The 14,089-nt window shown below is 72.5% G+C and carries 13 protein-coding genes; 4 read left to right on the forward strand and 9 right to left on the reverse strand.

Features of this window, described 5'->3' with window-relative positions:
• Positions 1 to 13 precede the first annotated feature (13 nt).
• Positions 14 to 406: a MarR family winged helix-turn-helix transcriptional regulator gene (locus tag ACIP64_RS32890; RefSeq protein ID WP_401593996.1), complete on the reverse strand. Its 393-nt coding sequence runs from the start codon at positions 404 to 406 to the stop codon at positions 14 to 16.
• Positions 407 to 492: 86 nt separating this feature from the next.
• Between ACIP64_RS32890 and ACIP64_RS32895 the strand changes: the two genes are divergently transcribed.
• Complete coding sequence (locus ACIP64_RS32895) at positions 493 to 1,986, forward strand: MFS transporter (RefSeq protein ID WP_401593999.1); 1,494 nt, start codon at positions 493 to 495, stop codon at positions 1,984 to 1,986.
• Positions 1,987 to 2,041: 55 nt separating this feature from the next.
• Here ACIP64_RS32895 and ACIP64_RS32900 read toward each other — a convergent pair whose 3' ends face one another.
• Genes ACIP64_RS32900 through ACIP64_RS32910 form a run of 3 tightly spaced genes read right to left on the reverse strand, consistent with a single transcriptional unit; the run spans position 2,042 to position 4,762 of the window.
• On the reverse strand, positions 2,042 to 2,707 hold the full coding sequence (locus ACIP64_RS32900) for a response regulator (RefSeq protein ID WP_401594001.1): 666 nt from the start codon (positions 2,705 to 2,707) through the stop codon (positions 2,042 to 2,044).
• Positions 2,704 to 3,981: a sensor histidine kinase gene (locus ACIP64_RS32905; protein ID WP_401594003.1), complete on the reverse strand. Its 1,278-nt coding sequence runs from the start codon at positions 3,979 to 3,981 to the stop codon at positions 2,704 to 2,706. Before ACIP64_RS32905 ends, ACIP64_RS32900 begins: the two co-directional genes overlap by 4 nt.
• 58 nt (positions 3,982 to 4,039) lie before the next feature.
• On the reverse strand, positions 4,040 to 4,762 hold the full coding sequence (locus ACIP64_RS32910; protein WP_401594005.1) for a TetR/AcrR family transcriptional regulator: 723 nt from the start codon (positions 4,760 to 4,762) through the stop codon (positions 4,040 to 4,042).
• A 127-nt stretch (positions 4,763 to 4,889) separates the two neighbouring features.
• Here ACIP64_RS32910 and ACIP64_RS32915 point away from each other — a divergent pair, with 127 nt between their 5' ends.
• The gene (locus ACIP64_RS32915; RefSeq protein WP_401594008.1) at positions 4,890 to 5,339 is read left to right on the forward strand and encodes a nitroreductase family deazaflavin-dependent oxidoreductase; all 450 of its coding nucleotides are present in this window, start codon (positions 4,890 to 4,892) and stop codon (positions 5,337 to 5,339) included.
• On the opposite strand, the gene ACIP64_RS32920 is transcribed toward ACIP64_RS32915, so the two are convergent.
• Positions 5,332 to 5,985, reverse strand: a complete 654-nt coding sequence (locus tag ACIP64_RS32920) for a DUF4230 domain-containing protein (RefSeq protein WP_401594010.1) — start codon at positions 5,983 to 5,985, stop codon at positions 5,332 to 5,334. The genes ACIP64_RS32915 and ACIP64_RS32920 overlap by 8 nt on opposite strands.
• Positions 5,986 to 6,060: 75 nt before the next feature.
• Positions 6,061 to 7,290 (reverse strand): geranylgeranyl reductase family protein, encoded by a 1,230-nt coding sequence (locus tag ACIP64_RS32925; RefSeq protein ID WP_401594013.1) that lies wholly within the window; start codon positions 7,288 to 7,290, stop codon positions 6,061 to 6,063.
• Positions 7,291 to 7,444: 154 nt separating this feature from the next.
• On the opposite strand from ACIP64_RS32925, the gene ACIP64_RS32930 reads away from it, so the two are divergent.
• Entirely contained in the window at positions 7,445 to 8,806 is a 1,362-nt protein-coding gene (locus tag ACIP64_RS32930; RefSeq protein WP_401594016.1) for a dipeptidase, read from the forward strand.
• A gap of 98 nt (positions 8,807 to 8,904) precedes the next feature.
• Here ACIP64_RS32930 and ACIP64_RS32935 read toward each other — a convergent pair whose 3' ends face one another.
• Positions 8,905 to 9,945, reverse strand: coding sequence for an NUDIX domain-containing protein (locus ACIP64_RS32935; protein ID WP_401594019.1), 1,041 nt, complete (start codon positions 9,943 to 9,945; stop codon positions 8,905 to 8,907).
• A gap of 370 nt (positions 9,946 to 10,315) precedes the next feature.
• On the reverse strand, positions 10,316 to 11,323 hold the full coding sequence (locus ACIP64_RS32940; RefSeq protein WP_401594022.1) for an ROK family protein: 1,008 nt from the start codon (positions 11,321 to 11,323) through the stop codon (positions 10,316 to 10,318).
• Between the two features lie 86 nt (positions 11,324 to 11,409).
• Here ACIP64_RS32940 and ACIP64_RS32945 point away from each other — a divergent pair, with 86 nt between their 5' ends.
• Positions 11,410 to 12,396 carry a LacI family DNA-binding transcriptional regulator gene (locus ACIP64_RS32945; RefSeq protein ID WP_401594031.1) on the forward strand — a complete coding sequence of 329 codons (987 nt, stop codon included), beginning with the start codon at positions 11,410 to 11,412 and terminating at the stop codon, positions 12,394 to 12,396.
• Between the two features lie 199 nt (positions 12,397 to 12,595).
• On the opposite strand, the gene ACIP64_RS32950 is transcribed toward ACIP64_RS32945, so the two are convergent.
• Positions 12,596 to 13,870: a DUF6986 family protein gene (locus ACIP64_RS32950; RefSeq protein ID WP_401594024.1), complete on the reverse strand. Its 1,275-nt coding sequence runs from the start codon at positions 13,868 to 13,870 to the stop codon at positions 12,596 to 12,598.
• Positions 13,871 to 14,089 lie beyond the last annotated feature (219 nt).

Genomic DNA, 14,089 nt, shown 5'->3' on the forward strand with positions numbered 1-14,089 from the left:
GACCCGCCGAGGGTCAGGACTCACCGAGGATCCGCTCCAGGACGGCACGCTGGAGGGGCCTGGCCTCTTCGTGGCGCACGCGCCCGGCGTCCGTCAGCCCGACCCGGACTCCCCGCCTGTCCTCACTGCAGATCCCCCGGCTGACCAGCCCTTCCTTCTCCAGCCGGCCGACCAGGCGGGACAGCGCGCTCTGGCTCAGGTGAACGCGGTCGGCGAGCTCCTGGACGCGGAAGGTGCAGTCCTCCTCCGGGCCGCCCTCCGCGAGGATGTCGAGCACCTCGAAGTCGCTCGCGCCGAGGCCCAGCTGGTGCAGTTCGCGGTCGAGCTCGCACGCGGTCCGCGCGTGCAGGGCAAGGACCTCCCGCCACCGCTCCACGAGCACATGCTCACTTTTCACGCCGGTCATGCGCGCAGGATAGCAGAATTCCACCATTCGATGTACACACATTAAATGCATTTGCATTTGATGCATGTGCATGTAGTCTCCTCGGCATGACCTCTCCCGACACCACCGTCCCCGGTACGGAAGGCCGCTGGAGCGCTCGCCAGTGGGGCACCCTGCTCGTGCTCTGCGCCGCGCTCTTCCTCGACGCCCTGGACGTCTCGATGGTCGGCGTGGCCCTGCCGTCGATCGCCCAGGACCTCGATCTGACCACCTCGTCCCTGCAATGGGTCGTCAGCGGCTACATCCTCGGCTACGGGGGCCTGCTGCTCCTCGGCGGCCGCGCCGCCGACCTGCTCGGCCGGCGCCGGGTCTTCCTGATCGCGCTGGGCGTGTTCGCCGCCGCCTCCCTGCTGGGCGGCCTCGTCGACTCCGGCGAACTGCTCATCGCCACCCGCTTCATCAAGGGCCTGAGCGCCGCGTTCACCGCCCCCGCCGGACTGTCGATCATCACCACGACGTTCCCGGAGGGCCCGGTCCGCAACCGGGCCCTCAGCATCTACACCACCTGCGGCGCGACCGGCTTCTCGATGGGCCTGGTGCTCTCCGGGCTGCTCACCGAGGTGGGGTGGCGCTGGACCATGCTGCTGCCCGCCCCCGTCGCGATCCTGGCGCTCGTCGCGGGACTGCGCCTGATCCCGTCGAGTCCGCGCGAGAAGGGCGCGGGCCGGGGCTACGACCTGCCCGGCGCCCTCACCGGCACGACCTCGATGCTGCTCCTCGTCTACACGGTTGTATCCGCGCCCGAGGCGGGCTGGAGTTCGGCGCGCACCCTGCTCTCCTTCGCCGCCGTCGCCGTCCTGCTCACCGCGTTCGTCGTCATCGAGCACCGCAGCAGCCACCCGCTGATCCGGCTGGGCGTCCTGCGCTCGCCGCAGCAGATCCGTGCCAACCTCGGAGGCGCCGCGTTCTTCGGCTCCTACGTGGGCTTCCAGTTCCTCGTCACCCAGTACATGCAGTCCCTGCTCGGATGGTCCGCGCTGCAGACGGCGCTCGCCTTCCTTCCCGCGGGCGGCCTCGTCGCTCTCGCCTCGACGCGCATCGGGCCGCTGGTGGACCGCTTCGGCACACCCCGCGTGATCGCCACGGGGTTCACCCTGCTCTTCGTCGGCTATGCGCTCTTCCTGCGGATCGACCTGTCCCCGGACTACGCCGCGGTCATCCTGCCCTCGATGCTGCTGCTCGGCGCGGCCTGCGCGCTGGTCTTCCCGTCGCTCAACATCCAGGCCACCAACGGCGTGCGCGACGAGGAGCAGGGCATGGTCTCCGGACTGCTCAACACCTCGTTCCAGGTGGGCGGCGCGATCTTCCTGGCCGTCGTGACGGCGGCGATCACCGCGGGCGGCGGGCACGACCCCGCCACTCCGCAGGCGGTGCTCGACAGCTTCCGGCCCGGACTGGTCGTCGTCAGCGTCATCGCGCTGGCCGGTCTGCTGATCACGCTGACCGGGCTGCGCCGCCGGGCCTCGTACGGGTTCGTCGTCGCCTCCTCCGACGGCTCGCGGAAGGCCGCCGGGGCCGAGCGGGTCTCCGTGGGCGACTGACGCCCGGAACACCGTCCGGACCCGCGCGGCGAACGGGGGCGCGGGTCCGGACGGCCTAACCGAGCCAGCCGGGCCGTACCAGGCCGGACTCGTAGGCCAGGACCACCAGTTGGGCCCGGTCGCGGGCGCCGAGCTTGACCATGGTCCGGCTGACGTGCGTCTTGGCGGTCAGCGGGCTGACCACCAGGCGACGGGCGATCTCCTCGTTCGACAGCCCGATCCCCACCAGGGCCATCACCTCCCGTTCGCGCTCGGTGAGCCGTTCCAGCTCCGTCGCGGCCGCGGGTGCCTTGGAGCGGGCCGCGAACTCCGCGATCAGGCGCCGGGTCACCCCCGGCGAGAGCAGCGCGTCGCCGTCCACCACCGCCCGGACCGCGCGCACCAGTTCCTCGGGCTCGGTGTCCTTGACCAGGAAGCCCGAGGCACCGGCCCGGATGGCCTCGAAGACGTACTCGTCCAGCTCGAAGGTGGTGAGGATGACCACCTTGACCTGCGCGAGCGCCCGGTCCTCGGTGATCCGGCGGGTGGCCTCCAAGCCGTCCATGACCGGCATGCGGATGTCCATCAGCACGGCGTCCGGGGCCAGTTCGCGCACCAGTCGGACGGCCTCCGAGCCGTCGGGGGCCTCCCCGACGACCTCGATGTCGGGCTGGGCGTCCAGCAGTGCGGCGAATCCGGCGCGCACCAGCACCTGGTCGTCGGCGAGCACCACCCGGATCATCTGATCTCCTTGTCGTGGACGGCCGGCGCCGCGACGGTGTCGAAGGGCAGCCGGGCCAGCACCCGGAAGCCGCCGCCCGGACGGGGGCCCGCCGCCACGTCGCCGCCCAGCGCGGCGGCGCGTTCCCGCATGCCGAGCAGCCCGTTGCCGCCACCGGCCTCCTGGGACGGCGCGGCGGTCGCCGTGGCGGGGCCGTCGTCGACGACGCACAGTTCGATCTCGCGCGCGCGATGGACGATCGTGAGCCGCGCCCCGCGCGACCCCGAGTGCCGGATGATGTTGGTCAGCGCCTCCTGGACAATGCGGAAGGCCGCGAGGTCGACGCCGGGAGGCAGGGGGACGGCGGTTCCCTCGCGCGTCACTTCGACGCCGAGTCCGGCGCCGGCCGCCTGTTCCAGCAGTTCCGGCAGGCGGTCCAGGCCCGGCGCCGGCGACCGGGGCGCCTCTCCCGGCGCCCGGAGCGTGCCGAGGACCTGGCGGACCTCGCCGAGCGCCTCCTTGCTGGCAGCCTTGATGGTCGTGAGGGCCTGGCGTGCCTGTTCGGGGCGTTCGTCCATGAGCGCGAGGGCGACACCCGCCTGCACATTGATCACCGAGATGCTGTGCGCCAGGACGTCGTGGAGTTCACGGGCGATCCGCAACCGCTCCTCGTCGGCCCGCCGGCGGGCCTCCTCGGCCCGTTCCCGTCGCTCGCGCACATAGCTCTCGCGGCGCAGCCGCCACAGCTCGGCCACGGCGAGGATGGCCAGCAGCCACGCCGCCGCGCCGGACACCTGCGCCCATGAGGCCCGGTGGTCCCCGCTGGGCGGCAGATAGCGGTAGAGCCACAACGTGACGAGCACGTAGGCCGTGTAAAGGCAGGCCGCCACGACGAAGACGGAACGGCGCCGCCCGGCGGCCACAGCCGAGAAGTAGGCGGCGACGACGCTGAGGAAGACCGGCCCGTAGGCGTAGCCCGCGGCGAGGTAGACCAGCGTCACCGCGGACACGACGGCGGCGACCACGACGGGCGCGCGCCGGCGCCACAGCAGGGCGATGGGGCCCGCGAGCAGCAGCGGGTAGCCGAAGTGGTCCAGCGGGACATGACCGGTGCCGTTGTGCGAAGCGGCGGTCGTGCCGACCACCTGGACGAACGCGAGGACGACCGACGCGATCCAGGGGCGGCGCGGCAGGCCGTCCCCGCCGCCGCGCCGCGGGTCGTCCTGGCGGGCCCACGGCGGACGCCGGCGGAGGCTGCCGCCGGACGGCGTGTGTCCGGCTTCGTCGTCGCTCATGCCGCCACGCTAGAACGGCGGGCCGGGGGTCGGCGTCCGATCACGGCGGTGACCTCGTCTACTCCCCCGGGAGTACGGGGTCGCTGCGCAGACCGGCCTGGTGCGCCAGAGCCGCCATCGCGTGGTCGAAGAACTCGTCCCGCGCCTCGACGACATTGTTGAACTGGCCGAAGAGCTCGAAGCCGATGAGGCCGAAGAGCTGGGCCCATGCGGCGATCAGCGCCGGGAGCGCCTGCGGTGGCAGGTCCTGGTCCAGATCCTTGACGAGCCGCCAGGCGTCGGCGCGCACCCCTTCGCTGATCGGCGCGTCCGGCGCGGGCAGGGCGAGCCGGCCGGTGGCGTGGGCCCTTTCCGCCACCGTGAGGAGCACGAGCGCGACCCGGGAAGCCGGGCCGATGGTGTCGAGCGGGGCGTTGTAGCCGGGCACCGGAGAGCCGTAGATCAGGGCGTACTCATGGGGATGTTCCAGCGCCCAGCCGCGCACGGCACGGCCGACGACGGTCCAGCTCGTGACGGGGTCGGCGTCCCCCACGCCCTCGAACGCGGTCTCGGCGGCGGCGCCGACGGCGTCGTAAGCGTCGACGATCAGCGCGGTGAGCAGCACGTCCCGGTTGGGGAAGTAGCGGTAGAGGGCCGAGGAGACCATGCCCAGCTCCCGGGCCACCGAGCGGAGCGACAGACGCGCGGCTCCCTCGTCGGCGAGTTGCCGGCGCGCTTCTTCCTTGATGGCGGCGGTCACTTCGCCGCGAGCCCGTTCCCTGGCCGTCTTGATCACACCCATGCGGATCAGTGTAAACGGATCGGAGAGATCGACCAAGATTCAGAGCAGTGCTCTTGCTTTTGCCTCACCGACTGCTGCACACTGTTCTCAGACGAGAGCACCGCTCACACTTTTCGGAGGAGTCACCGTGTCCGAGCACGTCATGAAGCCGGGTTGGTTCACCGTCCACGTCTTCAACCGCTTCGTCGCCTGGCTCACCCGGCGCGGTCTGAGCGTGTGGGGTTCGCGCGTGCTGGCGGTCAAGGGCCGCAAGAGCGGGGAATGGCGCCGTACGCCGGTGAACCTGCTCACCGTGGACGGGGAGCGCTTCCTCGTCGCTCCCCGCGGCCACGTCCAGTGGACCCACAACATGCGGGCCGCCGGTGGCGGTCAACTCCTGCTGGGCAAGAACGTGGAGGAGTTCACCGCCACCGAGGTGGCCGACGATGTCAAGCCCGAGGTGCTGCGTGCCTACCTCAAGCGCTGGAAGGCGGAGGTCGGCGTGTTCTTCGGAGGCGTCGGGCCCGATTCCACCGACGAGGAGCTGCGCGCGATAGCCCCCAAGCACCCCGTCTTCCGGATCACGGCCGTCAGCTGAACCGGACCTCCACCTTCTCGAACCCTAGCGAGATCAGCAGACGCTCCAGCATGGCGCGGGTGTTGGTCTCCGCCCGCTTCGCCAGCTCCGTCTGCTTGGCCGCGTCCTGGATCTTCTTCGCTGCCAGCTGCTGGATCTGCTGCTCGTCATTGGGGTGCGAGGAGAAGAAGTCGCCAAGACGGTCGAAGAAGCCCCGCTCCTCGGCGACGATGTAGGAACGGTCGGGGTCGAGCGAGGTGCGCTCCAACTGGGCGTGCGGCAGGGTCAGCACCGCCGACTTGCGGTCGTCGGTGATCTCGACGCCCTTAGGGCCCACATCCCCGAGGTCCACATAGGCGTCGACGCTGCCTGCGCCGACGTAGAGCGTGCGCCGGCCGCGCACGGCGTCGGGGAGGAACTTGGCGTCCTTCTCCAGGTCGACGACGACCTGGAAGTCGCCGCTGGCTCCCTCGAAGCGGTTCATGTCCTGGATCGCCTTGAGCACCACCGGGCCGGTGCGGTCGTGGGTCTCCTCGGCGAACGGGTTGGGCAGGCCGGGTATCAGGTCGGCTTTGGCGACCAGCAGCAGCAGGCCCGCCAGCACTATGAGCCCGGTCAACCACCGGGCCCACCAGGGCAGTCGGCCTTCTTCATTCCTCAACGGCATGTCAGGGCTACCTCCAAGAAGGTGTCTGCCCCTCAACACCCTCTTTAAGGCAGGCAGTAGATGGACAGATGAAGATCAGGAGCGGTCGAAAGACTCTAGCGCACGACGGGCCAGCGGATGGGTGCGAACGATCTCGGCGAGCGAGGTCGAACCGCGAGTGATGCGGGCGAAGGTGTTCCACGCCGGCGGGAGGGTGGTGAGGGCGGCATGCAGCAGACCGGGGCGCTTCTCGAAGATGCCGAGCATGCGTCGGCCCACCCCCATCTCCACCCCGAGTCCGGCCTTGACCGCGAACGCGTAGTTGAGCGCCTGGCGCCGGGCGTCGACCGCGTCGTGCGACTCGGAGATGCGCACCGCCCACTCGCCCGCGAGGCGGCCCGACCGCAGGGCGAAGGAGATGCCCTCGCGGGTCCAGGGCTCCAGCAGGCCCGCGGCGTCGCCGCAGACCACCACCCGGCCGCGGGAGAGCGGGGAGTCGTCGGCACGGCAGCGCGTCAGGTGCCCGGAGGAGATGCTCGGTTCGAACCCGGCCAGACCGAGCCGGCCGATGAACTCCTCGAGATAGCGCTTGGTGGCACCGCCGTCACCGCGCGCGGAGATCACACCGACCGTCAGGGTCTCGCCCTTCGGGAAGACCCAGCCGTAACTGCCCGGCAACGGGCCCCAGTCGATCAGTACGCGGCCCGCCCAGTCCTCGGCCACCTCCGGGGGGACCGGGATCTCGGCCTCAAGGCCCAGGTCGACCTGGTCCATCTTGACGCCGACATGGGCGCCTATGCGGCTGGCGGAGCCGTCGGCACCGACGACCGCCCGCGCGAGCACCGTCTCGCCGCCTGCGAGCACCACCGCGACCGTGCGCCGGTCGGGGACGGAGGTGCCGTGCTGCTCGACCCGGGAGACGGCGGCGCCCGTACGCAGCTCGGCGCCCGCGGCGACGGCCGCCTCGACGAGCTGGGCGTCGAACTCGGGCCGGTTGATCAGCCCGAAGAGCATGTGCCGGGACCGGCGGGTCCGCGTGAGGCGGCCGTTGAGGCTGAAGGTGACCGCGTGCACACGATCCTGCAGCGGAAGTTCGAAGCCTGGCGGAAGGGCGTCGCGGGAGGGTCCGATGATGCCGCCGCCGCACGTCTTGTAGCGGGGCAGTTCGGCCTTCTCCAACAGCAGGACGCGGCGTCCGGCCGTGGCCGCGGCATAGGCCGCGGACGCCCCGGCGGGCCCCGCCCCGACCACGACGACGTCCCACACCGATGCGTCCTCGGCGCCGTCCGCCGAACCGCCGTCCTGCGCCTGGTACTCGCTGCTCACGTGCTCCCGCTCCCGTCCGACCCGCAGGCTGCTGTCACCCCTGCTCAGCGCATCCTAATCCGCGGGTGCGCGGGCACGACTGTGGCACCATCGATCCCGAGCACCTGTACACGATCCACGCGTTCGACCGAACACGCACCCACAAGGAGCGCCCATGTCCGCCGCACCACTCGCCGCAACCGTCGCCGCCCTCATGCCGCGGGCCCGGGCCGAGCTGGCGGAGCTGGTGGCGTTCCGCTCGGTGGCCGACCCGAGGCAGTTCCCGAAGAGCGAGTGCGAGCAGGCCGCGCAGTGGATCGCGGACGCCCTGACCGAGGACGGTTTCCAGGACGTCGCGCTGCTGGACACCCCCGACGGCACGCAGTCGGTCTACGGCTACCTGCCCGGCCCTGAGGGCGCGCCCACCGTGCTGCTCTACGCGCACTACGACGTGCAGCCGCCGCTGGACGAGGCGGGCTGGCTGTCCCCGCCCTTCGAGCTGACGGAGCGCGACGGCAGGTGGTACGGGCGCGGCGCGGCCGACTGCAAGGGCGGTCTGATCATGCACCTCATGGCCCTGCGCGCGCTGCGTGACAACGGCGGGGTGCCGGTCGGCGTGAAGATCATCGCCGAGGGGTCCGAGGAGCAGGGCACGGGCGGCCTCGAACGCTACGCCGAGGAGCACCCCGAACTGCTCGCCGCCGACGCGATCGTCATCGGCGACACCGGCAACTTCCGCTGCGGCCTGCCCACCGTCACGGCCACGCTGCGCGGCATGGCGCTGGTCGAGGTCAAGGTGAGCACGCTCCAGGGCAACCTGCACTCCGGTCAGTTCGGCGGCGCCGCGCCCGACGCGCTCAGCGCCCTGATCCGCATCCTGCACACGCTTCACGACGAGACCGGGGCCGCCACGGTCCAGGGGCTCGCCATGGACGCCTCGTGGGACGGGCTGCAGTACCCGGAGGAGGACTTCCGCGGCGACGCCAAGGTCCTCGACGGTGTCTCCCTCCTGGGCGGCGGCACGGTCGCCGACCGCGTCTGGGCCCGTCCCTCGGTCACCGTGCTGGGCATCGACGCCCCGCCCGTCGTGGGCGCCACCCCGTCCGTCCAGGCCACGGCGGCCGCCAAGGTCAGTCTGCGCGTCCCGCCGGGTGTGGACGCCCAGGAGGCCGCGGATCTCCTCATCGCCCACCTCAAGGCGGCCGCCCCCTGGGGTGCCCACGTCGAGGTCACCCAGACCGGCAGCGGGCAGGCGTTCAGCGCGGACACCTCCAGCCCGGCGTACTCGGCCATGGCCGAGGCCATGCGCGCCGCCTACGGCAAGGACCTCGAGATCGCCGGCATGGGCGGCTCCATCCCGCTGTGCAACACCCTTGCCACGCTCTACCCCGAGGCGGAGATGCTGCTCATCGGGCTCAGCGAGCCCGAGGCGCAGATCCACGCGGTCAACGAGAGCGTCTCCCCGGAGGAGCTGGAGAAGCTCTCGCTCGCCGAGGCGCTGTTCCTGCGCGGCTACGCCGAGAGCAAAGCCGTCTGACAGCCGTCCCGGTCAGGCCCGGCCGGGCGCCGGCGCGTTCTCGCGTCGGCTTGCCCGGCCGGGCCTCCGGCGCCGGGCAGGCCCGGCGCCGTCCCGGGTCAGGCGCCCACGGGCACTCCCGCCTCCAGGTTGAGCACGGTGGCGCGCTCACGGGCCCGCAGAGCCCAGCGAAGGCGCGTCAGCCGGACGGGCGGGAGCATGGCGGCGGCCTCGTCCTCGGTGGCGAAACGCCAGCCGCGCAGTTCCGCCCCCGGCAGAAGCAGCCGCTCGGCCTCGGCGGCGCCGAGGCGGCCGCCGTCGAAGAGCAGCCGCAGGCCTCCGTAGCCGGGCGGCAGGGGCGGTTCCCAGTCGACCACGAGCAGACGGGGAACCGTGGGCAGGTGCAGGCCGAGCTCCTCCGCAACCTCGCGCATCCCGGCCCGGGCGGGAGCCTCACCGGGCTCGACGACCCCGCCGGGGAACTCCCATCCGGGCTTGTAGGTGGGGTCGACCAGCAGCACGCGGTCCTCCTCGTCGAAGAGGAGCACGCCCGCGGCGAGCGTCTCCGACGTGGGCTCCGGGGTCTGCACGATGTCGCAGACGCCCTCGCCCTCGCGTATCGCCTCGGCGACACGCTCCGCGGTGGCCCGCGGGTTCAGGCCGTCGGTGTCGACGACAAGGGCGTCCGCGGTGAGCCAGGGCAGCGCCTCGCGATAGGCGGCGAGCTGGTCCAGGCACCAGGCGCGCACCTCGGCGCTCGCTCCGGGGTCGCCCGGGATCTCCGCGCGTTGCTCGATCCGCTCCCGCAGAACCGTTTCCTCAGCATCGAGCACAAAGTGCCGCACCTCGATTCTGCGGGCGGCCAGGCCCCCGAAGATCTCGTCCCGGTACTCCTGCCGCAGCAGCGTCATCGGGACGACCAGCGGCCCGCCGCCGATCTCGCTCAGCAGCGCGGCGGCCGTGTCGACCACCAGCCGCCGCCAGCAGGGCAGGTCCTGGTAGTCGGAGACCTCGCCCAACCGCTTATCGGGGAGCATGAGCCGCAGCCCGGTGCCGATGAGTTCCGGGTCGTAGAGCACGCTTCCCGGCAGCAGATCGAGCAGTTCGCGTGCCGCAGTGGTCTTGCCCGCGCCGAACGTGCCGTTGAGCCAGACGATCACGGTGCCCCCTCTTCCGTAGCCCGGTAGCCCCCTACGAATTGCCCGGATCATCGGCGTCGGCAAACGCGCAGACCCGGCCATCGGCGCATACCGGCGGCCTCAGAACCCGCGTACCCCGAGCTCAGCCCTTGTCGGCCTCCAGGTTGAACCGGGCCGTGAACCGCCGACTCGGGGCCAGGTGACCGCGGAGGCGGCGAACGGCAGTACTGGGAACACCGGTGCGGCGGCGAGCACGACCGCCCGGAGGGCATCGACCCGCCACCGGAGGCGGTAAGCGTCCCCCCGTCCATCGGCCTGATATCGGGCACGAGCTGAGGACGAGGACCGTGCGGGCGCGGCGGGGCACCCAGGCCGGGGCACCCCCTGGCCGTCAGCGCACCGCGCCGAACGCCTCCAGCCCCAGCGCCTCCCCGGCAGCCGCGGCGGCGCCCACCAGGCCCGCGTCCGTGCCGAGCACCGCGGGGACGACCTTCACGCCGGCCGCGAACGACAGCGTGGCATAGCGGCGCAGATGGGTACGCAGGGGATCGAACAGCAGTGCCCCCGAGCCGGCGACGCCTCCGCCGATCACGGCGATGTCGATCTCCACCAGCGTCGCGGTCGCGGCGATGCCCGCAGCCAGCGCCTGTGCGGCGCGGTCGAAGGACGCCAGCGCCACCGCGTCCCCGGCGCGGGCTGCACGGGCCACGGCGGCGGCGTCGGCCGCCTCTCCGGCCGCCGGGAGCCAGCCCGCCTCCTGGGCGCGGCGCACGATGTTGGGCCCGCTCGCCAGCCGCTCGACACAGCCGCGGCCGCCGCAGGGGCACAAGTCGCCGTCGAGATCCACGCTGATGTGGCCGATGTGGCCCGCGTTGCCGGTCGGCCCGGGGTGCAGCGCCCCGCCGAGGACCAGGCCGCCGCCGACCCCGGTGGAGACCACCATGCACAGGGCGTTGTCGTGACCGCGCGCCGCACCCTGCCAGTGCTCGGCGGCGGTGATCGCCATGCCGTCGCCGGTCAGCACGACCGGCAGTCCGTCCACGCGCGCGGCGACCTCCGCCACCAGCGGATAGTCGCGCCAGGAGCCGATGTTGACCGGGCTGACCGTGCCGCGCGAGGCGTCGATCGGACCCGCGCTGCCGATGCCGACGGCGACGACGCGCGGCCACTCGGCGGCGGCGCGCAGCTCGTCGAGCACCTCGGCGACCGAGCCCATCACGGTCTCCGCGTCCCGGTCGGCTCGCGTCGGACGCAGGGCGCGCAGCAGCAGCCGCCCCTGGGGATCCACCAGGGCGCCCGCGATCTTCGTGCCCCCGACGTCGACGGCGGCGACCAGCGGACCCCGGTCGGCGGCGTGCAACGGCGGTGCGGTGGGTTCAGCTGTGCTCTCGAACGGCATGGGCGTAGTGTCGCCCTTTGTTGACAACGTTGTCCAGCCCATAGGATCCGGGCGTGACCGATATTCCGCGAACCGCCCGGCCCACCATGAAGGACGTCGCCGCTCGGGCCGGTGTCGGCCTGAAGACCGTCTCCCGCGTCGTCAACGAGGAGCCGGGGGTCACCGACGACACGATCGCCCGGGTACAGGCCGCCATCGACGCCCTCGGCTTCCGCCGCAACGACAGCGCGCGCCTGCTGCGGAAGGGCCGGACCGCCAGTATCGGGCTCGTCCTGGAAGACCTCGCGGACCCCTTCTACTCGCCGCTCAGCCGCGCCGTCGAGGACCTCGCCCGCGCGCACGGGACGCTGCTGTTCACGGGGTCCAGCGCGGAGGACGCCGAACGCGAGCAGGAACTTGTGCTGGCGTTCTGCGCCCGGCGCGTCGACGGGTTGGTCATCGTCCCGGCGAGCGAGGACCACCGCTACCTGGAGCCGGAGATAGCGGCAGGGGTCGCCACGGTCTTCGTCGACCGGCCCGCCGGGGGCATCAACGCGGACGTGGTCGTCAGCGACAACGCCGGGGGCACCCGCGAAGGCGTCGCGCACCTCATCGCCCACGGGCACCGGCGCATCGGCTTCATCGGTGACCTCCCCCGCATCCACACGGCCGCGGAGCGCCTGCGCGGCTACCGCGAGGCCATGGCGGACGCCGGGCTCCCCGTCCACGACGGCTGGGTCTCCTGCGGCACGACGGTGCCGGAGCGCGTGCGCTCGGAACTCGACCGGATGCTGGCCGGGCCGGAGCCCGTCACGGCGATCTTCGCGGGCAACAACCGGATCACCGTGACCGCGGTACGGGTGCTGGCCGACCGCCCGCAGCTCGTCGCGCTCGTCGGCTTCGACGACTTCGAGCTCGCGGACCTCCTCCGGCCCGCGATCACCGTCGTCGCCCAGGACCCGGCACAACTCGGCCGAACCGCCGCACGGTTGCTCTTCCAGCGGCTCGACGGCGCCGTGGGTACGCCCGACCGGCTCGAACTCCCCTGCCGGCTCATCGCCCGCGGCTCGGGCGAACTCCCGCCCATGGCCTGACGGCGGCCGTCCCGAGCGGCCCGGCACCGGGCCGCTCACCGGCCCGTGGGCCTAGGAGGATCTCGGCGGCTTCTTGCCGCAGACAGTCGCGGCGACGCTCTGAAGGTTCGTTCGGCGCGCACACGAGCCTCGGCGGACCTGCCCGGAGCCCTCGTCGTGCATCGGGGGCCCCGAGCAGGCTCAGGATCCTGCGCCGCCGTCAGCGCGTGCGTCCCGCCAGTACGTCGAGGTCGCGCCGCGAGAGTCCCGCGGCGGCGGTGACCTCGTCCGGGTCGACGGCGCCGCAGTCGAGGCCGCGGAGGAGGTAGCCGCTCAGGGCCCTGGCGGTGGCGGGCTCGTCCATGATGTCGCCGCCGGCCCGGGCCACGTACGCCGCGAGGCGGGCGGCCGCCGCGGGGAGGCCCTCGCGGTAGAAGGCGTAGACGGCGGCGTAGCGGGTGGGCAGATGCCCGGGGTGCATGTCCCAGCCCTGGTAGTAGGCACGGGCGAGGGAGCGGCGGACGAGGCCGTAGTGCAGGCGCCAGGCGTCGTGGACCTGCGCGGTGGGCCCGACGGGGAGGACGTTCGTCGCGCCGTCGGAGAGCCGGACGCCCGTCCCCGCGGCGGCCACCTGCATGACGGCCTTGGCGTGGTCCGCGACAGGGTGGTCCAACGACTGGTGGGCCGCGCTGACCCCGCAGGCCGCGCTGTAGTCGAAGGTGCCGTAGTGCAGTCCCGTGAGCCGGCCCTCGGCCGCGTCGATGAACCGGGCGACGGTGGCGGTGCCGTCGGGGCCCAGGACGGACTGCGTCGTCTCGATCTGGATCTCGAAGCCGATCCGCCCCGCTTCCGGACCGCGTGCCTTCTCGAACTCCTCCACCAGCCGCACCATCGCCGTGACCTGCTGGGGGAACGTCACCTTCGGCAGGGTGAGCACGAGCCCCCGGGGCAGTTCCCCGGCGTCCATGAGGCCGGTGAGGAAGATGTCCAGGGTGCGGATCCCCCGGTCCCGTACGGCCGCCTCCAGGCACTTCATGCGGATGCCGACGTACGGGGGCGCGCTGCCGTCCGTCACGGCGGCGTTGACGAGGCGTGCCGCGGCGGCCGCGTCGGCGTCCTCCTCCGCGTCGGGCCGGGGGCCGTAGCCGTCCTCGAAGTCGATGCGCAGGTCCTCGACGGGTTCGCGCCGCAGCTTGGCGCGGACGCGGTCGTGCACGGCGGCAGCGGACTCGGGCGGCAGGGCGAGGACCTCGGCGAAGGAGTCCGCGTCCGGCGCGTGCTCGTCGAGGGCGGCGAGGGCGCGGTCCCCCCAGGTCCGCACGGTGTCCGCGGCGAAGACGTCGGCGGGGACGTAGACGGTGTGCACGGGCTGCCGGGTGCCCGGGTCCCCGGGGTAGCGGCGGGCGAGTTCGGCGTCGACACCGGCCAGGGACGCACCGATGTCCTGGCGTACCGCGTCGCCGAGCGAGGTGCGGACCGTCCCGTCCTGCGTCATCTGCCGCCCTCCAACGCTTCAACAATTCGTTGAAGCAACGCTAGGTGTGCCTCGCCGGGCCGTCAATGACGTGCGGAGCCCCCGTGGTGCCGGGTGGCGCCACGGGGCTCCGTCGCGGCGGGCTGTGAGGGAGCCGCCCGCGGGGAAACGAAGATCAGCCCTTGCGGGCAGTGACCTCCTCGGTCAACTGCGGCACCACCTGGAACAGGTCACCCACCA

The sequence above is a fragment of the Streptomyces sp. NPDC088733 genome, from assembly GCF_044751185.1.
Lineage (GTDB): Bacteria > Actinomycetota > Actinomycetes > Streptomycetales > Streptomycetaceae > Actinacidiphila.

What these genes read in the sequence shown, in the direction of transcription:
- ACIP64_RS32900 (WP_401594001.1), bottom strand. Translation starts at nt 2,707, where the DNA reads ATGATCCGGGTGGTGCTCGCCGACGACCAGGTGCTGGTGCGCGCCGGA.
- ACIP64_RS32890 (WP_401593996.1), bottom strand. Translation starts at nt 406, where the DNA reads ATGACCGGCGTGAAAAGTGAGCATGTGCTCGTGGAGCGGTGGCGGGAG.
- ACIP64_RS32920 (WP_401594010.1), bottom strand. Translation starts at nt 5,985, where the DNA reads ATGCCGTTGAGGAATGAAGAAGGCCGACTGCCCTGGTGGGCCCGGTGG.
- ACIP64_RS32940 (WP_401594022.1), bottom strand. Translation starts at nt 11,323, where the DNA reads ATGCCGTTCGAGAGCACAGCTGAACCCACCGCACCGCCGTTGCACGCC.
- ACIP64_RS32905 (WP_401594003.1), bottom strand. Translation starts at nt 3,981, where the DNA reads ATGAGCGACGACGAAGCCGGACACACGCCGTCCGGCGGCAGCCTCCGC.
- ACIP64_RS32945 (WP_401594031.1), top strand. Translation starts at nt 11,410, where the DNA reads ATGAAGGACGTCGCCGCTCGGGCCGGTGTCGGCCTGAAGACCGTCTCC.
- ACIP64_RS32910 (WP_401594005.1), bottom strand. Translation starts at nt 4,762, where the DNA reads ATGGGTGTGATCAAGACGGCCAGGGAACGGGCTCGCGGCGAAGTGACC.
- ACIP64_RS32930 (WP_401594016.1), top strand. Translation starts at nt 7,445, where the DNA reads ATGTCCGCCGCACCACTCGCCGCAACCGTCGCCGCCCTCATGCCGCGG.
- ACIP64_RS32895 (WP_401593999.1), top strand. Translation starts at nt 493, where the DNA reads ATGACCTCTCCCGACACCACCGTCCCCGGTACGGAAGGCCGCTGGAGC.
- ACIP64_RS32950 (WP_401594024.1), bottom strand. Translation starts at nt 13,870, where the DNA reads ATGACGCAGGACGGGACGGTCCGCACCTCGCTCGGCGACGCGGTACGC.